This window comes from Antrihabitans stalactiti (genome assembly GCF_012932915.1).
In the GTDB taxonomy this organism is placed as follows: domain Bacteria; phylum Actinomycetota; class Actinomycetes; order Mycobacteriales; family Mycobacteriaceae; genus Antrihabitans; species Antrihabitans stalactiti.
This window is the reverse complement of the sequence record NZ_VCQU01000005.1, coordinates 1-26,540: the sequence shown is the minus strand read 5'-3', so window position 1 is coordinate 26,540 and position 26,540 is coordinate 1. Positions and strand designations below refer to the sequence as shown.

The following is a 26,540-nucleotide window of genomic DNA, read 5'->3' as shown; positions in this document are numbered from 1 at the left end:
CCACGGTGCATTCGTCGGGGATCCGCATGTGCACGGTCGGACTGATCGCCTGCACCGTTGCGTTCGTCGCAACGCCGGCATCGGCCGAATCGGCGTGGGATCAGGTGCCGCCCCACAATCCATTCCTCGGTCCGCAGGGCACAGCCACGATGCACGGCGACGCCCAATCATCGGACTCGACAACACTTTCCGGACCTGGGGCGGCCACCGTCTCGGTTTCCGGATATCCCTTGGCTGCCGCATGTCCGACGATTCTGCAGGGGTCGGACGGGCTCGTTGTTGCGCTGTGCACGGCGATTCTCGGTCAGGTCCCGACCGTCTATCTGCTCGACCCCACCGGCCCGCTGGCTTCGCTCGCGCTCGCCAAGGGCAGCTTGCTCGGCGGGGTGTACGCCTACCTCGACAACGACGACCGATTGATCGCCGTCGATGGGAACCGGCAACTGGTCCGAGTCGGGCATGCGCGTGATCGGTCAGGGGCCTGGCACCTGACCGTCGACCATGCTGTCGACCTCGCAGGCGTCATCCCGTCCGACGACGGCGCGACCGGTCTGGTGCCGGACTGGGACGGCAACGTGTGGTTCGCGACCGGCAACGGCCTCATCGGCGTGGTCGATGCGGCTGGGTCCGTGGAGACCGTGCACCTGCCGGCAGGCGAGCACGTAGCGAACAGCATTTCGGCCGCACCGAACGGCAGCGTCGCGATCGCGTCGACACACGCGCTCTACGAGTTGACCGCCGACGGCGCAGGTCGTCCCCGAATCGCTTGGCGCGCAACGTACGACCGTGGCTCCGCACGCAAACCGGGTCAGCTCAGTTGGGGCACCGGATCGACGCCCACCTACTTCGGGCGCGACTACCTCACCATCGTCGACAACGCCGACCGCCAGGTCCGGCTGCTCGTATACCGTTCCGGCAGTGGTGAATTGGTCTGCTCGCAACCCGTGCTCACCCAAGGCGGTCCGGGGAGCGAGAACTCCCCCATCGGGATCGGCGGGTCCGTATTCGTCGCAGGCACCTACGGCTATCCATACCCCACGGTCCCTGGCGATGCCGGCCCCGCGCAGCCGGAATCGGCACCGTTCGTGGGCGGGATGACGCGCGTCGACGTGGACGAAAGTGGTTGCCGCACAGTCTGGGACAACCAGGTCCGTAGCGCGGCCGTCCCGCGGATTTCGACTGCCGACGGCAACATCTACACGACCACTCGGGTCGGCCCGGACGCCACGACTCCGCTGGACGGCTTCATGTTCACGGTCCTCGACCCGGACACCGGCGCGGTGAAGGCCACCCATGGCCTACCCGGAACGATAGTCAACGACACCCTGCAGACCGCGCCGCTCATCACACGCGACGGCGAAGTCTTACAAGGAACGCTCAGCGGAGTCCTGCGAATCTCCTCGTGAGTCTTTTTGGAGTCCAGGGACTCCAAAAAGACTCACGAGGGTAGCCGGCGGATTCTTGCCAGCCACGCCGTCGTGTCGACGGGACCCTCGCTCGGCAGCCCAGCCTGCGCAGCCTGGTCGGCGACCAACGCGGTCACGCGGCCGTGATAGCGACTCGGCCCCAGCTCTTCCAATTCCCATCCCGTACTGAATGATTCGCGGATTAGCTGATCACCGATCCGCGGACCGAAGCCGGGTTCTGCGTCCGACAATGCCAGCACGTGCACAAGCCCACCGGGTTTGACGACGGAATGCAGACTCTGCACGTACTGTGCACGCCCTTCGGGGTCCGTGCCGAAGATGTGGAACAACGCGCTGTCCACGACAGTGTCGAACAAACCGATGTCGCCCAGGTGCAATGAGTCACCGACTTCGAACCTTGCTTCGGGCACGCCCTTTTCGGCGGCATTGCGCCGCGCCTCCGCAACGGCGCTGGGCGACAGATCGATACCGAGCACGTCGTAGCCGAGACGCGTCAGCAGGATTGTGTGTTCACCCGCGCCACAACCAGGATCGAGCACCCGCCCGCGGATCCAGCCGTCGCGTTCCAACTCCTCGATTGCCGGTTGGGGGCGGCCGATCACCCATGGCGCATTGCCGTTGTCGTAGACAGTGTCCCAGCGTTCCGCAGTTGTCATGCAATCACCTTGCATCCTGAACTGTGGTTGAGGTCAACCCGACCGGGACGCGTCGTGTCGATCTCGAGGTAGTTCTGGCGAATCGTGGCCCGTTCATCTGGCTGCATCGACGAGGTCGACTGTCTCGAACGGCGCAGCTGCGCCCTCGAAGTGCAGGTGGCTGTCGTCGATCGGGCTCTCGCGGAGAATCTTCGAGTCCTGCTTGTAGTTCATCAGGACCTTCCAGGGGCCACGGGCGCCCTGACGAGGAAGTGTCTCCTTGGCGCGCTGCACATAGCCGGACTGCAGCGCGTCGAAGATGCCGCCGTCAAGCGCGGAATCCTCCAGGTCTCGGGGGGTTGCGACGGTGTGGCCGTTGGCGTCCATGTGCTCGAGCAGTCGGCAGATGTACTCACCTGCAATGTCGGACTTCAGAGTCCACGGCGCGTTGGTGTAGCCGAAGATCCAGGCCATGTTGGGAACGTCTTCGAGCATCACTGCCTTGTAGGTCATCCGCTCGCGCAGCGCGATCGCCTCACCGTCCACCGACAGCTGCACGCCGCCGAGGGTCTGGATCTGCAAGCCGGTCGCAGTGACGATGATGTCCGCTTCGAGCTCTCGCCCGGACTTCAGCCGAATGCCCGTCTCGGTGAACGTGTCGATGTGGTCGGTGACAATCGAGGCTTCGCCGGCCTTGAGCACCTTGAACAAGTCGCCGTCGGGAACTGCACACAGTCGCTCGTCCCATGGCATGTAGCTCGGCGTGAAGTGGGTCATGTCGAAGTCGGGGCCGACTTGGCGGCGTACTTCCGAAAGCAGGAAACGTCGCATCGGCTTGGGCCAGCGACGGCAGGCCACGTAGAGAGCGCGCGCGATTCCAATATTGCGGTGACGCGCGAACCTGAACACCCACTTGGCGGGGAGGAAGCGGCCCAGGACCTCGGAGATCTTGTCGAACGCGGGTAACGCGAAGATGTACGACGGCGACCGCTGCAACATGGTCACGTGCGAGGCGGTGCCGGCCATCGACGGAACCAGAGTGACGGCCGTGGCGCCGCTGCCGATCACGACGACCTTCTTCTCGGTGTAATCGAGATCCTCCGGCCAGTGCTGGGGATGCACACACTCGCCCTTAAACTTCTCGGCGCCCGGGAAGCTCGGCAGGAAGCCGTTGTCGTAGTTGTAATAGCCGGTCGCGCTGACTAGGAAGCTCGTTGTGTAGGTGCGCGTTTCGCCGGTTTCCTCATGCTCGGCGACGACGGTCCAGCGCGACTCGTCGCTCGACCAGTCGGCAGTCATGATCTTGATTCCGTAGTGGATCTTCTTGTCGATCCCGAATTCTGCTGCGGTGTCGGCGATGTACTGCCGGATCGTCTCGCCGGGTGCGAGAACCCGCAGGTCGTGCCACGGACGGAACTTGTAGCCGAAGGTGAGCATGTCGGAGTCCGAGCGGATGCCCGGGTATTTGAACAGGTCCCAGGTGCCGCCGAGCCGCTCACGACGCTCCAGTACGGCGATCGACTTGCCGGGATGCTCGTTGGCAATCTGGCATGCGGTGCCGATGCCGGACAGGCCAGCGCCGATAATCAGGACGTCGAAGTGCTGTGCATTCATGGGATCCTCGCAGTTGTTGCGTGCTGTGGGTCACAGCTCGTGTACACCAACAATGGACGAACGCAACGCACGACCCAATGTGCCCTCGCCTAGAAAGCAATCCTTCTTATGTGCGGTGGCACGTAGGGCAGCCGACCTAAGTCGTCCTCACCAGCACCCGAGGGCCGAGTCGGTATGCAAGCTCGAGCGCAAGCGCTAGCGCGAGACGACGCTCGCCGACATCGTGGCCGAGCAATTCAGTCGCTCGCGCGATCCGCTGCAAGACGGTGTTGCGGTGGGTGTGCAGGCGTGCCGCGGCCCGCGGTGCGTGGTCGGCCTCGTCGAGGAACACCCGCAGCGACTCACGCAGGCGCTCCGCATTGGGCTCGTCTGCGGCAAGCGGTCCTAATGTGGCCGCGACGAACTCGGCTGCCCGCCGCTCGTCGTGGGCGGCAAGGGCGGTCACTTCGAGCTCGGCGTACGTTGCGAAACGCTCGCCTTCGAGATGGCCGGCGAGGAGGCGGTGAACACCCAGCGCGGCGTCATGCGAGCGGCGAAATCCTAGGATGCCGCGTTCGGTGGGTCCGACCGCAGCTCGGATGGTCGTCGGAGTCTGGGCGAATGCCGCCCGAAGGTCCCCGATCACCGGCTCGGCCCCGGTACCGATCCACACCCACAACGTCGACGTGCCGGCGACCATCGCGAGTGGGCGGCGTGCCCCCGCTGCGCTAGCGAGCAGTTCGGACGCAGATTCCAGCGCGCCTTGCGGAACTCTTGCCTCTGCCCAGAGCACCACCGCGGTATGCCGTCGGGACAGCTCGTAACCAAGGCGGCCACTTGCCGTGCGCTCATCGATGGGAGCGTGGTCGAGGATCAGCCGTACGGTCTCCGTGCGGCGAGCGAGGGCGCCACCCAGGATCTCCTCACGCTCGCGCTGAGCTTCAGCCAATACCCGGCTCAGCACGTCGTCGACGTACTTGAAAAGCAGCGCGAGTGACCCTTCGAGGACGGCCGCGAACTCGGGGCCCGGCTCGACCACTTGGGACGCGGCCTCGAGCCAGCGCTGCCACGCGACCTGCTGTCCAGCGCGATAGCCCTGGAATATCGCGTCGAACTCCAAGCCGCGACGCACGAGCGTGCGCGCGATGTCGAGGGCCTCCGGCGGCACCTCTACAGGCGGTGGCGAGTCGGCGTGCTGCGCGACGGTCAAGAACCGGCGGAGGTTGGCGCGGTTGCTTGCGCCGACCTCGGCCGCGATCGCGGCGTCGGCACCGAGGGTGGGCACCAGCTCGAACGCCGCGGCGTCCATCTCACGAACGAGCGCGTCCTCGTCGGCGAGCATTCGTTGGGCGATCGCGCTGATAAGGCCGCTCAGGTGCGAATCCATAGCCACGATCAGAGTGTGCCACGGCACACCCTAAATGGTGAGATATGGGCCATGGCCCGTATCGAGCGGGCCCGACCGGACGTAACTTTTCGGCATGACCAAGCAGCGCGAGCTCACCTTCAGCAGCAGCGGGACTCGCTGCGCAGCCCAACACCTGACCGCCTCGAGCGACACCTTCCTCGGCGAACGTGGCTTGCCCTGCGTGGTTATGGCCCACGGATTCGGGGGCACCCGCGACACCGGCCTCCTCCCCTTTGCAGAAGGTTTCGCCGCCGCCGGGCTCGACGTCGTGGTCTTCGACTACCGCGGCTTCGGTAACTCGGAGGGCTCGCCTCGACAACGGGTCTCCTACCGGCGACAGCGCGCCGACTACCACGCTGCGATCGCCGCCGCGAGGCAGATCGACGGTGTCGACCCCGAACGAATCGTCCTGTGGGGTACGTCGTACTCGGGAGGCCACGTCCTGCCGGTCGCCGTCGCGGACCAACGGATCGCGACCATTCTCTCGCTGACCCCGGCGATGGACGGACTCGCGGCGCTGGGCGCGATCGTCCGACGCCACCCGCGCAAGCTCGCACCGCTCGTCGGACACGGACTCCGCGACGCCGCACATGCGCTGCTTCACCGCGAACCACACCGCATTCCGATCGTTGGCGAGCCCGAATCCACCTCGGTCATCAGCTCGCCTGGCGCGCTAGAGGGCTACCTGGCACTCGCTGGACCGACCTGGCGGAACGAAGTCTGCGCGCGCGCCATTCTCGAGGTCGCAATCAATCGCCCGGGTCGCGTGGCGCATCAGCTCAGGACCCCACTGCTCGTGCAGTACGGCGAGCGAGACGCCGTCGCACCTCCCGCCGCAGCCAAGCGGGCCGCGGCCAAAGCCGGCCGCTACGGCGAGGTCCGCGCCTACCCTGTCGACCACTTCGACGTTTACCAAGGCCCCTGGCAGCATCGCGCGCTCACCGACCAGATCGAGTTCCTCCACCAACACCTCAGCACCAACCCGGCCACCACCACAACGAAAGCGATCCACACATGAAAGGGCCCGGGAAGGGTTCGAATCCCCGGTCGCTCATCGCTTCGAGGCCACGTTCCCAGGCTTCCTCCGTGATGCCAATGTGAAGGTTGTAGACCCGCAGCCGGTGATTGTCGCCGTCCAAAAGGCGAGCGCATAAGGGCAGGTATATCGGCCGGGCGAACTATATGATCGGTTGTCGAAACGTTCCTGCGAAGGAGCCGAATGCGTTCGTTGGCTATCGCTGCAATTGCCGTGCTCACGCTGACGTCGTGCTCGTCATCGACGAAAGACGACAGCGACGATTTCGCCCGGTCGGTCGATATCGGTGGCCGAAACATCTACCTGACCTGCAAGGGCAGCAACTCCAGCGGAGCGCCGACGGTCGTCCTCGTCTCTGGTTATCACGATTCGTCCGACACTTGGACGAGCGACGATGCACTGTCATTGCTCGCGCCGGCGAAAGGGCCGGCCGTGTTCCCGGCGCTCGTGAAGTCACACCGCGTCTGCGCGTACGACCGCCCGGGGACCATTCGGTACGAAGGCGACGGTCCGCTGACCGACCGCAGCACGGCGGTGCCACAGCCTCGTACTGCAGCCGACCTGGTCGCCGAACTGCATGCAACGCTGGCAGCCGCTGAAGTCGCAGCACCCTTCGTTCTGGTCGGCCATTCGCTGGGCGGGCTCATCAGCCTGCTGTACGGCAAGACGTACCCTGACCAGGTCAAAGGCATCGTGTTCGTGGACTCGCTGAGCCCCACGTTGCCGGAGACGCTCGGTCCGGTGTGGGCGATCTATCGCGACCAACTGCTCAACCCGCCGCTCGAGCAGGCTCCGATGCCGTCGATGAAGAGTCCGGACTCCGAGCGCGTAGACATCGACGCGAGCATCGCGCAGGTGCAGGCTGCTCCCGCGCTACCCGCAATGCCGCTTGCGGTCCTCACCAAGACCGAGCCGTTTGCCGTACCGACCCTGCCGCCGGGATTGACGTCCGACGTTCTCAACTTGGGCTTTCAGAAGGCCGAAGACGCCTTCGTCGCCCTGGCTCCCCGCACGCCGCAGATCCTCGCCACCGGCAGTGACCATTACATCCAGTTCTCCCAGCCCGACCTGGTCACGCAGACAACCGATCTCGTCGTGGGCCGCGCAACCCCCTGACCCTCGTGAGTCTTTTAGGAGTCTCTGGACTCCTAAAAGACTCACGAGGGTGGGCGACGCCACACGTCCGGTTGCACCGGATACTCGATCGCACTGGCGAGCGCCCGAGAAGCATCGGCGCCGATCTCGCGCTCGACGAGCCAGAGCGCCAAATCGATTCCTGCCGTGACGCCGCCGCACGTCACGATATTGCCGTCGTCGACGACGCGGTGATTGCGTACGTGGGCGCCGTAGCGGGAAATTTCTTCCAGTGCTGCATGATTCGTCGTCGCGTTGCGGTTTTGCAGCAGGCCTGCTGCGCCGAGCAGGAGTGCGCCCGTACAGACCGACGACACCCAGCGGACCGAACTCGATAGCTCGCCGATCAGGCGCGGCAGGGTGCCGAGGCGCAATTCCTTTGGCACGCCGGTGTCTTCACCCGAAACCCAGCTGCCGCCCGGAACGAGGAGCGCGTCGGGATTGCCGAGCTCCTCGACGACGTTCAGCTCCAGTCCGTCCGCTGCCCGGATGAGTTGTGGCCCGCCGACGCGAACGAGGGCGACGTCGAGGTTCGTGTCCAAGGCCGCCGCGCGGACGAATACCTCCCATGGAGCGACGACGTCGAGGGCGTCGAAACCTTCGAAAACCAGTATCTCGATACGCACGGACCAAGCATGCGCCGTTCACATCATTTTTGGGCGGCAAGCCAGGTAGCGAAATCCGGGCCGGCGATGACCGCGTCGGGTCCGGGGAGGCACGCGCCGTCCGCCATGGCCTGACTTTCGACGACCGTCTCGACCGTGACCTGATCGCCGCGCGACTTGGCGACCTGGCGGATGAGATCGTCCAGATCCTCCGGCTTGGGGCCGGCCAACTCGACGCGCTGCCGCGCCTCGGTGCCGTCGGCGAGCTCGACCAGCAGCCTGGCGATCTCCTCGACCGCAACCGGCTGCGTCTTCATTTCGGGGACGGTCACGGTGTCGCCGTTGCGGTACCAATCCAGCATCTGACCTGGGAAATTGAGGAACTGGCTCGCTCGGAGAATGTGGACGCCTGGCGCGTGTGCGAGGGCTGCGTTTTCCTGAGCGAGCTTGGCGACGTAGTAGCCGTAGTCGGGCATGTCGTCGACGCCGATGATCGAGAGCACGACCGTGCGACCGACACCGGCAGACTTTGCCGCTTCGCCGAGGTTGCGCGCAACGGTGGTGAAGAATTCGCTCGCCTCGGCCTCGTCGAGGGTCGGGCTTTGCGTCACATCGATGACCGCGTCAGCTCCGGCGAGCCGGTCGGCGAGGCCATCGGGCGCAGTGAGGTCGATGCCATGCTCGCGGGCGAGCTCGATGACGTCGTGCCCGGCGGCGGTCGCTGCGGTTATGACGTTGCGGCCGACGAGTCCGGTCGATCCAGCGATAGCGATACGCATGATGTCTCCTCGGTGAGTTAACGCGGATAGTTATTGTCCGAGTATTTAGTACCATACTCGGATACTTTGTGTCCAGGTATAGTCGAGCCATGAAGATGTCGGCCGGGGTCGAGTGGGCGCTCCACTGCTGCACTGTGCTGAGCACCGCGACCGATCCGGTGCCAGTCGCTGCGCTGGCCGAGTTGCACGGGGTGTCGAAGACCTACTTGGCCAAGCACATGCAGGCGCTCTCGGGTGCCGGCTTGATCCACGCGGTCGAGGGCCGAGACGGCGGCTACCTGCTTTCGCGACCGGGCTCCGACGTCACCGTGTACGACGTGGTCCGCGCCATCGACGGACCTGAGCCTGCGTTCCGATGCACGGAGATCCGCCAGCGCGGACCGCTCGCCACAACCGGAGAGGCGTGCAAGGTGCCGTGCGGGGTCGCGAAGGTCATGGCGAATGCCGAACTGGCATGGCGAAATTCCTTGCGTGCAGTCACTTTGGCTGATCTGGCTGCGTCGGTCGATGCCTCCTCCCCGGGAGCATGGGATGGCGTACGGACTTGGCTGGCACGCACGGACTAGGCAATTTGCCAAATACTGCGTTCTCGCTTCGTGTTTTTGCAGGTAGCGCGCGGCGCCGGCTGTGCGGTCTGCTATCTCGGTGTTCGACTCCAACACCCGACGGACCGCACTCGCGATCGCGCTGACGGCGGCGGCCGTCCTCGCATCGATCAGTGTCGCCGCAGCAGACCCCGAGCCGCCGACATCCCCCGTGGTGGTCCAGCCGGCGCTGCCGTTCCCGATACCGCCAGCCCTGCCCGAGTTCGACGACTTCTATCGACCCGCGCAGTCGGTGGTGGAAAGCAAGGCCCCGGGTGAGCTCATCGCGGCGCGACAGGTCAACGTCGCCTATCTCGCGGTACTGCCGCTGAACATCGACGCCTGGCAGCTGTCGTTTCGCTCGAACAACACGCGTGGCGAGGCGATTCCGTCGGTCGCGACCGTACTGAAGCCTCGCGTTCCGGCCGCCGGCCCACGACCGCTGCTCTCCTATCAATTCGCCGAGGACTCACTCGGCCAGTACTGCCGGCCGTCGTACCTGAGCCAAGTCGCCTCGTTGGGTCTGCTCGCGGGGTCCGCAGAAACGTCACAACTCTTTGCAGTCCCCATCGCTGCAGCGCAATTGGGTTGGGCCGTGGTCATTCCCGACCATCAGGGACCGAACCAAGCATTCGGCGCCGGACCGCTCGAAGGGCAAATCACCCTCGACGGCATTCGCGCTGCGGAAAACTTCGCGCCGATGGAGCTGAGTGCAAACACCAAGGTCGGCCTGACGGGCTACTCCGGTGGCGCGCTCGCGACCGGGCACGCCGCTGAATTGCACCCGAGCTACGCGCCGGAATTGAACATCGTCGGTGTCGCCGAGGGCGGCATTCCTGCCGATGTTCGCGCAGCCCTCAAAATGGCAAGCGGCAATGCCGGGTCCGGGATCATCTCCGCGGGCGCCGTGGGGGCACGTCGCGAATATCCGGAGTTGCAGAAGCTGTTCGACGATTTCCTCACCCCCGCAGGCAGATTGCTGGTCGCGGCCAAGGAAAACCTCTGCCAGGTATTCACGTCGGCCGTGGTGCCGTTCGTGAATCTCGACGCGATGTTCACGATCCCCCATCCGTTCGACGACCCACGCGCGGTCGCTGTCATGGACCAGATCAAGATGGGGCACGCAGTCCCGCGCGCGCCCATGTTCATGTTCCACGCCAACCCTGATTGGCTCCTCCCCGTCGGTCCGGTCAACGAACTGGTCGATACGTATTGCGCAGATCCGACCGCGCACGTCCAGTACGTCCGCGACCACTTCAGTGAGCACCTCACCCTCGACGTCTTCGGCATTCCGCTGTCGATCAAGTTCTTGAAAGATCGCTTCAACGACATCCCGATGCCGACTGGCTGCAACACCTTCGACGCGGGTTCGGTGTTGTTGAACCCCGATTTGTGGACGACGTTGTTGCCCGAGATCGCGCCGTTGATGTTGAACCTGTTCGGCAAACCGGTCGGGCAGTGATGTTTACGAAGCAAAGGATCGGTCAACACAGAACTATGAAGCCATTCAGGACGACTCTGCTTGCCGCCCTAGCTGGCGGTGCCTTCTTACTCACCCCCGCAACCGCCACCGCCGATCCCGCGGACCTCTTCGATCCGCTGTTGAACTCGACGTGCTCGTTCAATCAGATCGATGGCTCACTGCATGACCGGTACCCAGACATCGCGGCACGTCTGGACGGCATGCCGGAGCAGAAGATGGAGCTGCAGTCCTTGTTCGAGCTGCCGATCGAGCGACGGCACAGCGCGGTCAACGATTACCTCGCCCAGAACCCCGGCCTTCGTGACCGCGCAGAGCAACTCGTGAACAGTCCTGCTGGCGCACAAGCAAGTCCGATCATTCAGGACGTCGCCAACACCTGCCACAACTACTGAGCCGGTGACAGGGCGGTCAGAGCCACTTGCCTTGCCGGCGATCTCGCTCCGTTGACCGATACCCCCGGCACGCCGCCCGCCCTCATGAACGAATGCAATTCCGGTCCGCTGATCGGTGTCGGAACTCAGCGCCGCAACGAATGCGTGCCGGCCTGCTACAACAGCACACGGTGGTCGTCAGTGCCCGCTGTCGTCTACCTCGATCAACCTCTTCCGGTCGCGAACACTTCGGCCACAAGGTTCTCGCATGCCACCGTTGTGACGACCTCAGGATCTACGAGCTACCGGGTCTGACGGCGCCCGGATCGTCTAGAAAACCGATGCACACGCCCTAGCGTTTGTAGCCTTGTCGAAAGTCAGTACGTCAGGAATTACTGACTTGCAAGCGCTTTCAGTTAGGGGCGGCGTTGTCGGACGGAGCACTGGAACCGGTTGGGCCCGCACCACGGGTCGAACTGGGACGCCTGCTGGTCGTTGTCGTTCTGGTGGGAGTAGGCGCGGGCATCGGCGGCGCGGCGCTCACACTATTGCTGCACGCCATTCAGCATCTCTCGTTCGGCTATACCGAAGCGACGTTCTTGACCGGCGTCGAAGAGGCATCGGGGCTTCGGCGCGTGGTGGTGATGACAACAGGCGGACTCGTCGTCGGCCTGGGTTGGTGGGCGCTCCGTCGCTACCGGACCGTCGTGACCGTCAAAGACGGGCTGAAGAACGACGATCCCCGACTCCCACTGCCCACCACGGCAATTGATGCGGTCCTGCAGGTCGTCGCCGTTGCGATGGGCGCGTCGTTGGGTCGCGAAGGTGCGCCACGACAACTCGGCGCAGCGATCGGCGTATGGATCGCAGCGCGGGCCGGACTGACGATCGATCAGCAGCGAACGCTGCTGGCGTGCGGAGCAGGCGCAGGGTTGGCGGCTGTCTACAACGTGCCTTTGGGTGGCGCACTGTTCACGTTGGAAATCCTCCTTGTCTCGTTCGCTGTCCGTGACGTCTTGGCGGCGTTGCTCACCTCCGCGATCGCGACCGGTGTCGCGTGGGCGTTTCTCTCGGACAAGCCGACCTACATCGTCGAGCCCTTCGCCATCACCGCTGGCCTCGTGGTTTTCGCAGTGCTGTTCGGCCCCATCGCGGGCGTGGGCAGTGCGGTCTTCACCCGACTCATGGATTTCGCTCAACGACACCCGCCGCAGGGTTGGCGCCTCCCTGTCGTCACCACGTCGGTGTTCGCCGGTGTCGGCTTGCTTGCCGTCGTGTTTCCTCAGTTGCTCGGGAACGGTAAGGGTCCCGCACAACTTGCCTTCGACGGGGCGCTCGCGCTCCCGATGTTTCTCGCTCTCGTCCTGTTGAAGCCGGCAGCGACCGCCGCGTGCCTGGGGAGCGGAGCGACCGGAGGCACGCTGACGCCATCTCTCGCCACAGGTGCCATGCTCGGCGCGCTCACGGGCGGGGTGTGGTCGACCTTCTGGTCCGGCACGCCGATCGGCGCGTTCGCGATAGTCGGCGCCGCGGCTTTCCTGGCCGCAAGCCACAAGGCGCCGTTCACCGCCATCGTTCTGCTGCTGGAGATGACGCAAAGCGGCAATGCGTTACTCGTGCCGATCATTGTCGCGGTGGGGTCGGCCTACGTCGTCAGCAGTCTGGCGAGAACCCCGCGCACCTCAGCGAATCCGGTGGTAGAACCGAAAAATGACGCTCGGTAAGCAAATCGAGATCGACGCCCGGACCCGTTTGATCGTCGGCCAAGAGCTCAACATGGCGGCTGGCCAGCCCGACGTGTGCAACGTGATCGTGCACCGCACCGGAGACACCCTGGTTCTCGTCGACAGCGGCGTGACGTCGACCATTCGAGACGCGATTCGCACCGTTGCCGACGACCTCGGTCCGTGGTCGAAGATTCTGCTCCTCACCACCCACGGCCACCCCGACCATGTGGGCAACAACGACATCGTCAAGGAGCTAGGCGCCGACCTCGATCCCTCGGCGGTGCAGCATTTCGTCAGCGCGTACGACGCAGGTCAGTACCGCGATCTCGGCGTTTCCTACTGGACGACGAACTTGACTCGCATCTCCGGGCTGGTGCCGGGCTTCGACGATCCAGCGGCGACCGCGCATCGGCTACTCGGCCTGTTCCACCCGATGGTTCCCATCACCGACATCACCCGAACCTACGAAGAGCTTCCGATGGAGCACCTCACGATCGGGACGCAACATCTGTCCGGTTAGTCGTTCGCCGACGGCGCCGTCCAGGTGATCCGCACTCATGGCCACTGCGCGGGGCACGTGGTCGTCCACCTACCCGAGGCGCGGCTGCTACACCTGTCCGACGAGCCGAACGGTCCATGCGGTGCGATGCACGATGCCAACCAGCTCAACATCTTCGGCGCCGTCGCACAGGCGTTGACGCTCGTGGAGACCGGTGCCGTCGACTTCGTCACCGAGGGCCATGCATTCGACGTGTTCGACCGTGCGACGGCGGCGCAGCGCCTCTCGACGCTGCTCGATCATGCGTCGGCGCTCGACGACGCCGCGCAGGGTCTGCTGACCGCCGACGTCGACGACGTGCCTGCGTTCGTCCAGGCATTTATCGCGCGGTGCCAGGAGATCGGCGTATCTGGCGCGAACCCCAACCCCATGTTCTTCACCATGATGGCAGCGTCCAAACTACGTGAGCTCGGCCTGGTGCCGAAAGGCGAAGGCTCGCAACAGACCTGGAGCCGACCGGTGCTGGAGGGCGCCTGACGCTACCCGACGGGCGCGGTGCAGTTTCCGTCCTCGCCGTTTTTGTACGGCGTGACGACGTGGTTCGTCAGGCTAGAGGAGTTGACCGTCACGCAATCATTGTTTTGGTTCGCCTCGCGCATCTGCTGACCGATCGGGCTTATCGGGTTCAGTGGCGACAGAGCCCACGATGCTGCGTTCGCCTCGTCATGGCTGAATGTGGTTTGCACAGTTCCTGCTTCGTTGACGGGCGTCGCCGGATTGTCGGTCGGGACGTAGCCCACCGACGGGACTGCCGATGCGACGCCGATTCCCGCGGTCAATGCACCGAAAAGGATCGCCGCGCCAGCGACGAGACGTCGTATGTTCATGATCGCTCCAGGGGTTCGTGGTGCCCGACCCACCTTCACACTAGGCCAGCATCGGCACAGGTGGGAGCCCCATTGTTCGGGTTGCGGGCAACCGACCCAACCCCTCGTGAGTCTTTTTGGAGTCTCTGGACTCCAAAAAGACTCACGAGGGTCAAGTCGTTGCCGCGACTTCCGATGGTTCAGCTCGCCTCGCGAACGGCAGTGCAGTTCCGTCCCTTCGCCTTTGCCGCATACAGCGCACGGTCGGCGGCGTCTATCAAGGCGGGCAACGACATCGACGGCGTTGCGGTCGCGACCCCGAAGCTCGCCGTCAGCGACGCGCTCGCCCCGCCGTAGATGATCGCTTGCGCAGCTAGGCGCGCCCGTGCGGACTCGGCAAATTCGATCGCGGAATGCGAGTCCATTTCCGGCAGGAGCACGGCAAACTCCTCGCCGCCGATCCGGCCGGACACCTGGCCGACATCGGGCGCGGATCGCAGCACCCGGGCGAATGTCGCCAGCGCATAGTCCCCACCCGCGTGGCCGAGCGCGTCGTTGACCCCTTTGAAGAAGTCGAGATCTGCCAGCACCAACGTGCTCGCAGGCGCGCGACGCAAAGTCAACTGGGCATGCTCGAGGAATCCCCGGCGATTGAGCAAACCGGTCAGTTCGTCTCGATCGCGCTGGAATCGTAGGTCGGCAACGAGGTCCGCGACGGTCACGGCGAGCAGCGTGACGAGCAACGCGGGCATGATCACCGCACTTGCGATGATGATGCCCACCTCCAGCGGGGACGCAAGGTAGGCGTCCAATTCCGCGTCCGACGTGATCTCACGCGGCACATTCGAGAACGGTGCGAGCAGCACATTGACGAGGAGGGCGACGCCGAGCGTCGTCGTGGCGATCACAGTTACCCGGTCCGCGAGCTGCGGACGGACCGCTGCCCGCAGCTTGGCAGCGACGAACAGCAGCAACAGGCCGGTCCCGAGATTCTGCGTGACGATTCGCGCCACCATCAGCGGCGATACATACGCGAAGTACCACACGGCAACAGCCAGCACGACGATGTAGCTCGCCGCGATCGAATGCCCGAGCCGTAGACCGGAGCGTCGCAACAGTCCGTCGGCTAGCAATACGAACGCAATGGGAAACAGGATTCCGTGGATCGAGGCGAGCAGCGCAATATCGGCATTCAGCGACAGCGCGAGGGTGCCGGCGAAGTAGAGCGCGATCATGCCCGCGAAGAACAGTGGGTGCACACGGCTGCGGTCGATCCCCCACAGCACGACCAGAACCAGCGCGACGCCGACCATCGCAAAGGACCCGAGATTGACGACCACCAGCCAATCTCGGCCCACGGCAACACCTTTCGTCTCCCGCGGCCGCCCGACCTACGACTGCAATACCTTTTGCCAGCACAACTATCGTAGCCAGTCCACGAACCCCCTCGTGAGTCTTTTTGGAGTCCCTGGACTCCAAAAAGACTCACGAGGGGTGGGGGTCAGGTCTGGGGCCGGACCCGTCGCACAGTATTTCGGGCGACGAGTTCGAGGGTGACCGCCACTGCGCAGGTCTGTGCGAGGAGCAGTCCGACGAGGACCAGAATTTGCACCGCACCGGCTTGGACCGCCGAACCCGTCGCAAGGAGCACGCCGACGAACGCACCGGGCAAAGTCACCAACCCGACAGTCCTTGTCTGATCGAGCCCCGGCAGCAGTGCATCTTGCGCGGCCGACCGCGCGACTTCCATGTGCGCGTCCCGAGCGCTCAGACCGATACTCAAGCCCGCTTCGACCTCACCCCAGCGCGTCTCGATCGAATCGAGCGCGCGCCTCGTTCCGAGCGTGGTCGCTGTCATCGCCCCGCCGAGGACGATGCCTGCGACGGGGACGAGCGCGTAGCCGTCCAATGGCACGACGCCACTGAGCAGCATCAGCGGCACGACCGCACCGACGCCGCTGGCCAACGACACCGCGAGCCACACCCCGCTCCAGCCTGCTCGGGCGCGGCGGGCGCAGGTCGCCACCGCGGCGGCGAACATGACGAGAAGTACGAGAATCGACGACCAGAGATGGGTCAGCGCGGCGGCGAGGACGAGCGACACGATCGCCAGTTGGCCTGCTCCTCGCACTGCAGCGGCGGGGACGGCGAACAGGTTGTCGAGGTGCGCGACCCGATAGACGACGGTCGCGAGCACCACCATTACGGCGCACAACGCCGCTAGGGCAATCCCGGGATCTGCGATCGAGGAGCTCACGCGGTCGAGTCTGCTGCATCCCACCCCTCGTGAGTCTTTTTGGAGTCCCTGGACTCCAAAAAGACTCACGAGGGGTGGGGGTCAGGTGTCGGCGAACCAGGAGTTGGCGGATTGCAACGCGGCTTCCCTACTGTCCCCCAGCCCGATGATGAGATTTCGCATCATCGGCCGGAGCACGTTGCGGACCCCTGCGTCGGGCGGTCGGAAGTAACCGGCGAGCTCGAGCACCATGTAGCCGTGCAGCGCGGCCCAGACCTGGGCGGCGAGGGCGGTCGGGTGAAGTTCGTCCAGGCGACCGGCATCCACGGCACGCTTCAGACCCTCGGCGATGACGTCGAAGGTGTAGCGACCGGTATGCAGAATGTTGTCGCCGGTTCCTCGGTAGCCGCCCAACGAGGCCGAGCCGAACATGACGACGTAGAGGTCTGGGTTGGCACGCGCGTTCGCGACATAGGCGGCGAAGATTCCACCGAGGTCAGCGACCGGATCGTCCGTCCGGGGTACGCGCTCGAATTCCTCCCCCAGCCGGGCGAATCCTTCGTCGACGACCGCCTGGACGAGGTCCGGCATGGAGCCGAACTGGGCGTACAAAGTCATCGTCGATGTCCCGGCATCGGCGGCGACTTTTCGCGTCGACAAGCCGCTGGGGCCCTCCGTAGCGAGCAGGCGAGCCGCGCTCTCAAGCAGCCGGAGACGCATTGGGGAGTCGTCTCGGCGCACGGTCACCTGCATGTACTTATCACGCCATGTGCGATACGGTGCAATATCATTGATATAACAGTAGTAAAGGTAGGGTCCTCTGTGCAGCGAGAGTTCGTTGATGTCGTCGTCGTAGGCGCGCGCTGCGCTGGCACTGCCCTGGCAGCGCCGCTCGCTCGGGCGGGCCGCACGGTCGTTGTGCTCGACAGAGCAGCCTTTCCAGCCGACACCATGTCGACGCACGTGCTGTTCCCCATGGGCGTCAACGAGCTCGACCGACTCGGCGCACTCGACAAGATCCTTGCCCTGAACCCGTCGCGCATGACCCATTTGCGCCTGGACTTGGTCGGCACGAGCCGAACCGAACGTTTCCAACGGGTTGGCGAGATCGACTACGGAATCAGCGTTCCGCGCATCGACCAGGACCTGCAGTTGATCGCCGCGGCACGCGAGGCCGGCGCCGACATTCGCGAGCAATGCACCGTCCAAGACGTCATCGTCGAGGATGGGCGGGCAGTGGGAGTGCGGTACTTCGACGGCAGCGGAACGGTCCGCGAGGTGCGCGCACGCCTGGTCGTCGGCGCCGACGGACGACATTCCACCGTCGCCAACGGCGTCGGCGAATGGGAGCCATATCGCCGCTCGCGCAACGGTCGCGGAATGGTGTTCCGCTACATGGACGATCCGGCCGCCGATACGGACTGGGCTTCGACGCTGTGGGAGGGCCGTCGCGGCGACACCATCGCGTTCGCCTTTCCCGGTACGCCGAAAGGACGCCTACTCGTTCTGTTCATGGGCCCGCGCGCCGAGGTCGCCGAGGCTCGCACCGACAGCGAAGTGCACTGGGCGCGCAAGGTCGCCGAATTCCCGGTTCTCGCCGACCGAATCGCCGGTGCGACGAATCAAACGGCGATCCGCTCGACCGGGCAAACCCACGCTTACTTCCGCCGGTCGTCGGGCCCGGGCTGGGCCCTGATCGGCGATGCCGGGCACTTCAAAGATCCCGTCCTCGGTCAGGGAATGCGGGACGCGATGTGGATGGGACGGAGGCTCGCGGAGCATGTCGTTGACGTGCTCGACGATCCACGCAAGCTCGACGCCGCGGCTCGCGCGTGGGAACGCGCCCGCGACCTGGAATGCCTGCCGACCTACCACTACGGCAACCTGGAAACGCGAATTCCAGCGCCACCTCCGCAGCTCATCGCCTCGGTGGTCCGTAACTCGAGCGGCACGGAGCTGTCCGACATCCATCAGCGCTTGGTCAAACCACACGGGGTCTACACCACCAAGCGGATCGTGAAGGCGGGCGTCGCGACGCTGATGAGTCGCTGGCCCACACCCGGAAATCTGCTCGAGATCGGTGAGCTGGTCACCGTCGAAGCAGTCGTCCGTGCCGAGCTAATGGCCGCCCGGACCTACCGTGGCCGCATGCGCTCGCTCGGACCGATCGTGGGCGAACACCGCGACGACGAACCCTGGAGCCAACCGCCGCGCCGACCCAAACCTCGTGCTGCACGCAGCATTCCGGTCGCAGCGCAGGTCGCTGGTATTCGACCGGTGAGCAGCGACACCACGGTGTTCGACCTGAAGCGAGTCGACGGTGAACCGTGGACGGAATGGACGCCGGGCGCCCACATCGACCTGCATTTGCCGTCGGGCAAGGTCCGGCAGTACTCGCTGTCGGGTGACGTGTCGGATCGGGAGACGTTGAGCGTCGCGGTCTTGCGCGAGCCCGAAGGCCGCGGTGGTTCGGTCGAAATACACGACCTCGCAGTAGGCGCCGCCGTCGCAGTTGTGGGTCCGCGCAACAACTTTGCGCTCGACGATGCGACGGAGTACGTGTTCATCGCGGGCGGCATCGGGATCACGCCGATCCTGACCATGATCGCCGCTGCCGAAAACGCCGGGAAGCCATGGCGACTGCTGTACCGAGGGCGCAGCGCAGCACACCTACCGTTCGGCGCCGACCTCGCAGAGCGCTACGGCGACAAGGTGACACTGAGCAACGGCGAAACCGATCCGCGGCCGGACCTTGGTAGCTGGATCGACGGTCTGCCTGCCGGCTCGGCGGTGTACAGCTGCGGACCGAACAGCCTCATGGAGGCCGTCGTCGAGACAGCCGACCGGCACCCGCGCGTGACCGCTCACATCGAGCGCTTCGTCCCGACCGAATCTGCTCCGCGCGAGAACAATTCGTTCGAGGTCGAGTTGGCTCAGTCCAATGCCACGGTCGCGGTGACAGCTGAGATGTCGATGCTCGACGCTATCCGTGGCGCGGTGCCCGACTTGCCTGCGTCATGCGAGAACGGTCTCTGCGGTAGTTGCGAGGTCGCAGTGCTGCGCGGCCGCCCCGACCATCGGGACGACATCATCGGACCAGCCGAACGAACCCGGACCGACATCATGTACCCGTGCGTCTCACGGTCGCTGGACGCCACACTGACGATCGACGCATAGGAACACCATGGCTCGCACAATCACCGTCGCCGCCGTCCAACCCGCCCTCGCGCTCGCCGACGTCGACAACAACCTCGTCCGGCTCGAAAACCTCATCCGCGACGCCCACCGGCAACACGGTCCGGACGTGATCATCGTGCCCGAGGCGGCGTCGTCACCGAACGTGCACCATCCCGCGATGCGGACCGTGCCCCGGCCCGAACTCGGTGCGCCGTATCAGTTGTTGACCGGCCTCGCGCGCGAACTGAACGTCATCGTCGGCGGGGGTTACCTGTCCGAACGCGACGGCGACGCCTATGGGCACTACGTGCTCGCCGAACCGGATGGCACGGTCAATGCCCACGACAAGGACATCCCGACGATGTGGGAGCAGAACTTCTACACCGGCGGCAGCGACGATGGCGTCGTCGAAAGTCCGTCGTTGGGCACGGTCGGTCTCGTCTGCGGCTGGGAGTGGGCACGCTATCGCACTGCAGCGCGGCTGCGCGGTCGCGTCGACGCCGTGCTCGGTGGCATGTGCTGGCCGACAACGCCGAACAACTGGTTCGGCCCCCTCGGCTGGTGGGGCAGGCGTGAACATCGGCTGCAAACCGAACTTGCACGCCGGCTACCCGGGCAATTCGCACGACTTGTCGGCGCACCGGTCGTGCATGCCAGCCACGTCGGCCCGGTCACCATGCACATGCCTGGACTGCCCGGCATCCCCTACCGCACGAGCATGCTCGGCGAAACCCAGATCACCGAACGCGACGGCACTATTCTCGCGCGGCTCACCGAAAAAGACGGTGAAGGTCACGTCGCGGCGACCATCGAGTTGGCTGACCCGCAGCCTCTGGATCCGATCGCCGACCGCTTCTGGATCCCCGACATGACGGCCTCTGTTCGCGCCACTTTCGACCTGGCCAACTTGCACGGCAAGGCGAATTACGAAGCTCGCAAGCTCATCGGGCAGCACATCTCCCACTAGGTTGTGAGTCTTTTCGGAGTCCCTGGACTCCGAAAAGACTCACAACCGCAATATTGACGGACTCGTCCGTCCGCTTGTACGGTCCAGGTATGCCGAGCGAAAAAACCCAGCTCACCCGGGCCGAGCAACGGCGCGCCGACACCGAAGCGCAGCTGGTTCGGTCAGCAGCCGAGGTGTTCGGAAGACTCGGCTATCACGCGACACGCGTGTCCGATATCGCCGAGGAAGCCGGTGTCGGGCAGGGCACCTTCTACCGCTACTTCGAAGACAAGCGCGACGTGCTCGACGCTGTCGTCGCGTCGATGATGGAACGCCTCGGCAAGGTCTTCGAGGACAACAACGCCGCGGAGCAGATCAACGACCTGGCCGAATACCGGGCACGTGCAGCCGATATTGCGACGAAAGCATTCGACCTGATCGCCGTCGAGCACCGCAGCGTCGGGTTTCTGATGCGAGAGCTGCCGTCGATCGACGAGCGGGCCGTTAGCGGGATGTCCGGCCTGACCGACCTGATGCACACGGTGATCGAGCAGTACTACGTCGTCGGCATCCGGCGTGGGTATTTCCGCGCCGACCTCGATACCGATGCCGCGGCCACCGGAGTGTTGGGGTTGGGGCTGATCGCCGTGTGGTCGATCCTGCGCGACCCTGAGGATCAGGAATTCCGGCGCCGCTACGGCGACACCGTTGTCGATTTCATCGTCCGTCACGCCGTGAAGGACCTGACGGAAGTGACCCAGCCATGACCGATACGACCATCGCCGATGTGCGAACAGCCGCCGGCGTCGTGCGCCGGATTGCGGATTCCGGTGTTCGGGAGGCGGCGTCAGCCCTGACTGCACGGTCCACCCATCCGGCGAAAGCGCCGCTCACCTCCTTCGACCCGCTGGATCGAGACGTGATCGCCGACCCGTTCCCGGCCTACAAAGCACTGCACTCCTCCGGTCCGGTGCACTACAGCCGCAAGCGCGGGCTGTGGATCATCAATGGGCACAACGAGTTACGCACCGCATGCCGCGCACACGACGCGCTCTCATCGGCCGAAGGGATCCTGCGGCTGCGCAGCCAGCTGCCGATGATGTTGACCATCGACCAGCCCGACCACACCCGCCTGCGCAAGCTGGCAGTCAAGGACTTCAACCCGCAAGCGCTCGCAAAGCTCGAGCCGGAGATTGACCGTTACGCTCGCGAACTGGTCACCAACGCAGCAGGCTTCCCGGCCGACGACCTGATCGGGCGCGTCGCTGCGCCGCTGCCACTGTGGGTGACCGCGCGATTGCTCGGCGTGCCCGACTCGGACATGCACGACTTTCGCCGCTGGTCCGACGGCGCGTTGCAGGGCATGGCCGTCGAATGGAATCCGAAATCCCTGCTGCGGGCGGGAAGAATGATCGGGTCGGTCACCGCGCTGCACCGCTACTTCCACGACCAGTTCGAACTCCGCCGGCAGAATCCCGGAACCGATCTACTCAGCAAGCTCATCGCCTCGACCGAGGACGGCAGCCTCAGCGACGACGAGCTGTTCTGGTTCGCGTTGCTGCTTCTGATCGCGGGTCACGAGACGACGACAACGTTGCTCGGCACCCTCCTGCTGCAGTTCTCCGAGCATCCCGATCAGTATCAGCAGTTGCGCGACGACCCCGCGCTCGCATCCGGTGCGGTGGACGAAGCCCTCCGCTTCTTCGCACCGATTCAGGGCTACTACCGCACCGCGATTCGCGACTACCCGATCGGCGACGTGACGATCCCGGCAGGCGCACGAGTACTGATGCTCTTCGGCGCGGCCAACCGCGACCCTCGCCGCTACGAAGACCCCGATACTTTCCGGATCGATCGCGACGCCAGCGATCACATCGCCTTCGGGTTCGGCATCCATTTCTGCCTCGGCGCGCAGCTCGCGCGTATGGAGGCGCGCCTGTTCCTGACTCACCTCGCAGACCAGGTCGCCGCCATCACCGTCACCGGGCAGCCCCGCTGGGACGGCAACCCTGCGTTACGCAGGCTCGAGCGACTGCCCGCACGGCTGGAGAAATCAGCGTGAGCACGCTCGAGCTCAGCCAGGACGGTCCGGTGCTGCAGGTGTGGCTGAACCGTCCCGACTCCTTGAACGCCCTGGACGACGCGACATTGACCGACATTGCCGAGGTGTTCGACGGGGCTGCTCGGCGCTTCGACCTCAAGGCGATCGTGCTCGGTGGTCGTGGCCGATCCTTTTGCGCGGGAGCAGATCTGAAGAATCCGCCCGGCCGCGGCGGGACCGGCGAACGGGAACGTCGGTGGCGCTCCCAGATCGGCGACCGAGCCTGCCGAGCGATCGCCGACTGCGAGGTCGTCACGATCGCCAGGCTGCACGGTCATGTGTTCGGTGGCGGATTCGCTCTTGCGCTGTCGTGCGACTTCCGCGTCGCGACGGAGACGACGTCCTTCGCGCTACCCGAGGTCGACCTCGGCATCCCCATGACCTGGGGCGCCGTCCCGCGACTCATCGCCGAGGTGGGTGCATCGCGTGCACGAGAGATCGTGATGTTGTGCGACCGCTTCGACGCCGCGACCGCACACCGTATTGGGTTGGTCCATCGGGTGGTCAGCGATGCCGAGTTGGACGACGCCGTGGCGGCGCTCGCCGGCCAGCTCGTCGCAAAACCCGAACGCGCACTTGATGTCAGCAAGTCACAGTTTCGCGCGTACTCGAACTCACTCGGCGACGCCACTCTGTCCGACGGTGACTACTTCCGCGAAGGCATTGCCGCACATAGGTTGTGAGTCTTTTCGGAGTCTATAGACTCCGAAAGGACTCACGAGGGTTTGGGTGAGGCGCCGTGTTCGCCGGCAACGAGGTCACGCATTCGGTTCCAGCGAGCGTCGTATTTGTCGTCGAATCGAGCCTGCGAGCGTGCAAGGCGAGCGGGTCGGTCGGCATACCGGCGGCGGGCCCACCACGAGTCCGGTTTCGCGAGCCGAATCGCACCGACGATCGCAATAGGTTCGAACATGACGCCGACAATTCCGGTGACGAATTTTCCTTTCAGCATGCAGACGACTGAGATCGCCAATCCAAGGAGTAGGTAGCCGATCGAGCCCCACCACGCCGATGAACCGATCTTGCCGCTGACAAACTCCGATCCGCCGATCAGCACACCGGTGATCGCCAGCGCACAGAAGATTGCGTCGATCGATTTACGTCCGTCGGTACTCCAATACACATCGTCGACGTGCAGCCACAAAGCGAACTCGTCGAGGGTGAGGGCGAGCCCAACTCCGAACGCGGCCGAAAAGATGTACAGCGCAGTGCCTTCGGGAGTCGTTGCGATCAGCGCGACTCCGACGACTGCCATCAACAGAATTCCGAAGACCTGATGGTGAATGTGCACACCGCCAATGGTGATGTCGCGAAATACTTCCGTGGTTGCCTCCGCCGGTTCCCGACTCGACTTGGCCCGAATATGTCGCGTGATCAGTCGCGTCGCCACGAACGTGACGAGGACTGCAAGAAACAGCCACATCACCGGAACCAACAGCCCGTCGTTTCCGGCGCCGAAATTCAGCTCCACGCGTCGAGAATAGTCCGCTTCCACGTGCAATTGTCCGTATTCGCGGTGCCGCCCGTGCGTGCGTGCTTTGATACGAAAATGACCTTGATAGCGCTCGAGGAACACTACGCGTGGGATCCCGCTAGCGAAGGCAACGTGGTTGCGACGTGGCTGCAGTCGAACAATCCGCTCGGACGTGAACGGTTGTACGACCGCGGTCCATTGCGGCTCGAGCAGATGGACGCTGCCGGAATCGACTTCCAGATCCTGTCGCTGTTCGACCCCGGCGTGCAGGACTACACCGACGTCGCGAAAGCTTCCGACTACGCGCGCCGCGCCAACGATAACTTGGCTGAGACCGTGCGTGGCAACCCTCAGCGCTTCGGCGGATTCGCGACGCTCGCACCGCAGGATCCGGATGGTGCCGCAGCCGAATTCGAGCGCGCAGTAACGGAACTCGGACTCGTCGGCGCACTGATCAACGGGCACACCCAGGGGCGCTATCTCGACGATCCGGCGTACGAAGGACTGTTCGAGCGCGCCGAAGCATTGAACGCACCGATCTACCTGCACCCGACGACGCCGACCAAGCCGGTGCTGGACGCGTGGTTCGCGCCGTACAAGGCGGATGGAATGCACCTCGCATCATGGGGCTTCTCGGTCGAGACCGGAACGCACGTGCTGCGGCTGATCTACTCAGGACTGTTCGACAAATTCCCGGGCCTTCAGATGATCATTGGACATCTCGGGGAGATGTTGCCGTTCAACATGTATCGCTGTGATCGCTACTACGGTCTGGGTGGCGACGGCGTCAAGCGGCTGAAGCGCCTGCCCGGAGAGTATTTCCGCGACAATTTCCACGTCACGACGAGTGGCAATTTCAATCCGCCGGCGTTCGCCTGCACGCTCGAGGTGATGGGCGCCGAGCGGGTGATGTTCTCGGTGGACTATCCGATGGACGACAACGTCGATGGCGCGCAGTTCCTCGCCGACTTTCCGATGGACGATGAGACGCGACGAAAAGTGAGCTCGTCGAACGCGATACGCCTCTTCGGCGACCGTATTCCGTCGTTCAAATAGCGGATCAGATCTCGAAAACTCCGCCGTCCTTGCCGACGGTGATCTTGCCCGAGTAGTGCTTCCCGACTTTGTCGAGCCATTCCGAGTCAGGCAGGTCGCTCGGCTGATAGTGACTCAGAATCACGTGTTTGGCGTTGGCTGCGGCAGCCACCTCGCCGACCTGCTCGGCCGACGTGTGTGAGTTCTTCAGATAGTTCGGAGGAAACCTGTTGCCGTAGTACGAATCGTCGAGACTGAATTCGGCTTCGTGCACGAGAATGTCGGTGTCTTTGGCGAGTCTGATCAGGTTGTCGGATTTGGTCGTATCCCCCGAGAACGTGATCGACATACCAGATTTCTTCAGATCGAAGCGAAAAGCGAATGCGGGATAGACGTCGTAGTGGGAGACGAGCGTCGCGGTGACGTCGATGTTGTCGTCGGAGGCTACCGGGAACGGATCTGTCTTCGGCGACCTGTTGCGGAAGTCCGAACCCGGTGGCACCGCGATCTCTGTGACCTTGAATGTGTTCTGGATGTCGACGGTTCCCATGTCGCGGATGAACAGATTGCTGGTGTACGCGTATGCCTGCACCAACGCGGCAGTGGTGAATGCGAGCCCACGTGCCGGATTCTCGGGATCGACGGTGGGCGGATTCGGGTTGCCGAGTTGGCTATCAGGCAGGCCACCGGCTGGACCGGGACCGTACACGTTGACCGCAGCTTTGTCGGGTTTAGCCGTATAGCCGCCGGACAGGAAGAAGCTGAAGTAGTCGACCATGTGGTCGGTATGCAGATGGGTGATGAACATGCTCTTGAGGTTCTCGAAGCTCAGGCCGGCATTGGTGAACGCATTGAAAGAGCCCAGACCGCAATCGATTTGATAGACGTCGTCGCCGATCTTGAGTGCTGACGAAATGCCGATCCGACCCCGGATCGGCGGCGGACCCGCAGCGACGCCCAGAGTGATGAGCGCAGTGTCCGGCAACTTCGGGGCTGCCTCGGGCGCAGGCGCCGCAGTCGTTTCCGACGCCGAGTCAGAAGAATCCGAACTGCATGCCGCTGCACTGAACAACGCCCCACCGACAACCGCTGCGAACGATCCCGCAATCGCTGATCTCCGCGAAAAGCCGCCAGACCCATGCCCACCGCCGTCGAGTACATGCATGCTCGCCAGCCTAAATCTACTGATCTTGTTCGGTGGGAGAATTCGCAGGTAGGCGGTGGACACCATTGTTCGGCCGTCCCATGCATCGTCAGCGCCAGCCGACCTCCGACGGTCGTGAGTCTTTTAGGAGTCCAGGGACTCTGTCCAGTCTCGACACATGTGGGACATCTGATGTCTACCCACATGTGGGACAGGTTGTTGGATGCGTAGGTGATGGCACCTGAGACCGGGCTTGGATCAGTTCATGCCCAGATCGGTT

General features: G+C 64.3%; 26 protein-coding genes. 15 read left to right on the top strand and 11 right to left on the bottom strand.

Annotation, left to right across the window (positions count from 1 at the left end; all coding sequences use genetic code 11):
• Positions 1-26 precede the first annotated feature (26 nt).
• On the top strand, positions 27-1,406 hold the full coding sequence (locus FGL95_RS15265) for an NHL repeat-containing protein (protein WP_169589061.1): 1,380 nt from the start codon (positions 27-29) through the stop codon (positions 1,404-1,406).
• Positions 1,407-1,438: 32 nt separating this feature from the next.
• On the opposite strand, the gene FGL95_RS15260 is transcribed toward FGL95_RS15265, so the two are convergent.
• From FGL95_RS15260 to FGL95_RS15250, 3 genes are all read right to left on the bottom strand, one after another.
• Positions 1,439-2,083, bottom strand: coding sequence for a class I SAM-dependent methyltransferase (locus tag FGL95_RS15260; protein ID WP_169588293.1), 645 nt, complete (start codon positions 2,081-2,083; stop codon positions 1,439-1,441).
• A 93-nt stretch (positions 2,084-2,176) separates the two neighbouring features.
• A complete protein-coding gene (locus tag FGL95_RS15255) occupies positions 2,177-3,676 on the bottom strand; it encodes a flavin-containing monooxygenase (protein WP_169588291.1) in 1,500 nt (499 codons plus the stop codon).
• Positions 3,677-3,812: 136 nt separating this feature from the next.
• Entirely contained in the window at positions 3,813-5,042 is a 1,230-nt protein-coding gene (locus tag FGL95_RS15250) for a PucR family transcriptional regulator (RefSeq protein ID WP_169589059.1), read from the bottom strand.
• 94 nt (positions 5,043-5,136) lie between these two features.
• On the opposite strand from FGL95_RS15250, the gene FGL95_RS15245 reads away from it, so the two are divergent.
• A complete protein-coding gene (locus FGL95_RS15245; RefSeq protein ID WP_169588288.1) occupies positions 5,137-6,081 on the top strand; it encodes an alpha/beta hydrolase in 945 nt (314 codons plus the stop codon).
• A 201-nt stretch (positions 6,082-6,282) separates the two neighbouring features.
• Positions 6,283-7,215: an alpha/beta fold hydrolase gene (locus FGL95_RS15240; protein WP_169588286.1), complete on the top strand. Its 933-nt coding sequence runs from the start codon at positions 6,283-6,285 to the stop codon at positions 7,213-7,215.
• A gap of 41 nt (positions 7,216-7,256) precedes the next feature.
• On the opposite strand, the gene FGL95_RS15235 is transcribed toward FGL95_RS15240, so the two are convergent.
• Positions 7,257-7,859, bottom strand: coding sequence for a DJ-1/PfpI family protein (locus tag FGL95_RS15235; RefSeq protein WP_169588284.1), 603 nt, complete (start codon positions 7,857-7,859; stop codon positions 7,257-7,259).
• 23 nt (positions 7,860-7,882) lie between these two features.
• Positions 7,883-8,617 carry an SDR family oxidoreductase gene (locus FGL95_RS15230; protein ID WP_169588282.1) on the bottom strand — a complete coding sequence of 245 codons (735 nt, stop codon included), beginning with the start codon at positions 8,615-8,617 and terminating at the stop codon, positions 7,883-7,885.
• 89 nt (positions 8,618-8,706) lie between these two features.
• Between FGL95_RS15230 and FGL95_RS15225 the strand changes: the two genes are divergently transcribed.
• The 6 genes from FGL95_RS15225 (at position 8,707) to FGL95_RS32360 (ending at position 13,818) form a co-directional block, all read left to right on the top strand.
• Complete coding sequence (locus tag FGL95_RS15225; RefSeq protein ID WP_169588280.1) at positions 8,707-9,183, top strand: RrF2 family transcriptional regulator; 477 nt, start codon at positions 8,707-8,709, stop codon at positions 9,181-9,183.
• 79 nt (positions 9,184-9,262) lie between these two features.
• Positions 9,263-10,663 carry a lipase family protein gene (locus tag FGL95_RS15220; protein WP_169588278.1) on the top strand — a complete coding sequence of 467 codons (1,401 nt, stop codon included), beginning with the start codon at positions 9,263-9,265 and terminating at the stop codon, positions 10,661-10,663.
• A 35-nt stretch (positions 10,664-10,698) separates the two neighbouring features.
• Entirely contained in the window at positions 10,699-11,076 is a 378-nt protein-coding gene (locus tag FGL95_RS15215) for a hemophore-related protein (RefSeq protein ID WP_169588276.1), read from the top strand.
• Positions 11,077-11,483: 407 nt separating this feature from the next.
• The gene (locus tag FGL95_RS15210) at positions 11,484-12,779 is read left to right on the top strand and encodes a chloride channel protein (protein WP_206071932.1); all 1,296 of its coding nucleotides are present in this window, start codon (positions 11,484-11,486) and stop codon (positions 12,777-12,779) included.
• A complete protein-coding gene (locus FGL95_RS32365; RefSeq protein WP_240963053.1) occupies positions 12,766-13,302 on the top strand; it encodes an MBL fold metallo-hydrolase in 537 nt (178 codons plus the stop codon). The genes FGL95_RS15210 and FGL95_RS32365 overlap by 14 nt, the downstream gene beginning before the upstream one ends.
• A gap of 24 nt (positions 13,303-13,326) precedes the next feature.
• Positions 13,327-13,818 carry a hypothetical protein gene (locus FGL95_RS32360; protein ID WP_240963052.1) on the top strand — a complete coding sequence of 164 codons (492 nt, stop codon included), beginning with the start codon at positions 13,327-13,329 and terminating at the stop codon, positions 13,816-13,818.
• Positions 13,819-13,820: 2 nt separating this feature from the next.
• On the opposite strand, the gene FGL95_RS15200 is transcribed toward FGL95_RS32360, so the two are convergent.
• The 4 genes from FGL95_RS15200 to FGL95_RS15185 all read right to left on the bottom strand — a co-directional run bounded on the left by FGL95_RS15200 (position 13,821) and on the right by FGL95_RS15185 (position 17,103).
• The gene (locus FGL95_RS15200; protein WP_169588274.1) at positions 13,821-14,168 is read right to left on the bottom strand and encodes a hypothetical protein; all 348 of its coding nucleotides are present in this window, start codon (positions 14,166-14,168) and stop codon (positions 13,821-13,823) included.
• A 179-nt stretch (positions 14,169-14,347) separates the two neighbouring features.
• A complete protein-coding gene (locus FGL95_RS32955) occupies positions 14,348-15,505 on the bottom strand; it encodes a diguanylate cyclase (protein WP_169588272.1) in 1,158 nt (385 codons plus the stop codon).
• 143 nt (positions 15,506-15,648) lie between these two features.
• Complete coding sequence (locus FGL95_RS15190; RefSeq protein ID WP_169588270.1) at positions 15,649-16,404, bottom strand: ABC transporter permease; 756 nt, start codon at positions 16,402-16,404, stop codon at positions 15,649-15,651.
• Positions 16,405-16,485: 81 nt separating this feature from the next.
• The gene (locus tag FGL95_RS15185) at positions 16,486-17,103 is read right to left on the bottom strand and encodes a TetR/AcrR family transcriptional regulator (RefSeq protein WP_169588268.1); all 618 of its coding nucleotides are present in this window, start codon (positions 17,101-17,103) and stop codon (positions 16,486-16,488) included.
• Positions 17,104-17,205: 102 nt separating this feature from the next.
• Between FGL95_RS15185 and FGL95_RS15180 the strand changes: the two genes are divergently transcribed.
• The 5 genes from FGL95_RS15180 (at position 17,206) to FGL95_RS15160 (ending at position 23,290) form a co-directional block, all read left to right on the top strand.
• On the top strand, positions 17,206-19,560 hold the full coding sequence (locus tag FGL95_RS15180; protein ID WP_169588266.1) for an FAD-dependent monooxygenase: 2,355 nt from the start codon (positions 17,206-17,208) through the stop codon (positions 19,558-19,560).
• 7 nt (positions 19,561-19,567) lie between these two features.
• Positions 19,568-20,527: a carbon-nitrogen hydrolase family protein gene (locus tag FGL95_RS15175; RefSeq protein WP_206071931.1), complete on the top strand. Its 960-nt coding sequence runs from the start codon at positions 19,568-19,570 to the stop codon at positions 20,525-20,527.
• Between the two features lie 89 nt (positions 20,528-20,616).
• Positions 20,617-21,273, top strand: a complete 657-nt coding sequence (locus tag FGL95_RS15170; protein ID WP_169588264.1) for a TetR/AcrR family transcriptional regulator — start codon at positions 20,617-20,619, stop codon at positions 21,271-21,273.
• On the top strand, positions 21,270-22,568 hold the full coding sequence (locus FGL95_RS15165; RefSeq protein ID WP_169588262.1) for a cytochrome P450: 1,299 nt from the start codon (positions 21,270-21,272) through the stop codon (positions 22,566-22,568). The genes FGL95_RS15170 and FGL95_RS15165 overlap by 4 nt, the downstream gene beginning before the upstream one ends.
• Positions 22,565-23,290 carry an enoyl-CoA hydratase-related protein gene (locus FGL95_RS15160; RefSeq protein WP_169588260.1) on the top strand — a complete coding sequence of 242 codons (726 nt, stop codon included), beginning with the start codon at positions 22,565-22,567 and terminating at the stop codon, positions 23,288-23,290. Before FGL95_RS15165 ends, FGL95_RS15160 begins: the two co-directional genes overlap by 4 nt.
• Before the next feature lie 32 nt (positions 23,291-23,322).
• Here FGL95_RS15160 and FGL95_RS15155 read toward each other — a convergent pair whose 3' ends face one another.
• Positions 23,323-24,078 carry a hypothetical protein gene (locus FGL95_RS15155; RefSeq protein ID WP_169588258.1) on the bottom strand — a complete coding sequence of 252 codons (756 nt, stop codon included), beginning with the start codon at positions 24,076-24,078 and terminating at the stop codon, positions 23,323-23,325.
• A gap of 78 nt (positions 24,079-24,156) precedes the next feature.
• Here FGL95_RS15155 and FGL95_RS15150 point away from each other — a divergent pair, with 78 nt between their 5' ends.
• Positions 24,157-25,137, top strand: coding sequence for an amidohydrolase family protein (locus FGL95_RS15150; RefSeq protein ID WP_169588256.1), 981 nt, complete (start codon positions 24,157-24,159; stop codon positions 25,135-25,137).
• A gap of 4 nt (positions 25,138-25,141) precedes the next feature.
• Here the strand turns inward: FGL95_RS15150 and FGL95_RS15145 are convergent, their stop codons facing one another.
• Complete coding sequence (locus FGL95_RS15145; RefSeq protein ID WP_169588254.1) at positions 25,142-26,281, bottom strand: MBL fold metallo-hydrolase; 1,140 nt, start codon at positions 26,279-26,281, stop codon at positions 25,142-25,144.
• Positions 26,282-26,540: the final 259 nt, after the last annotated feature.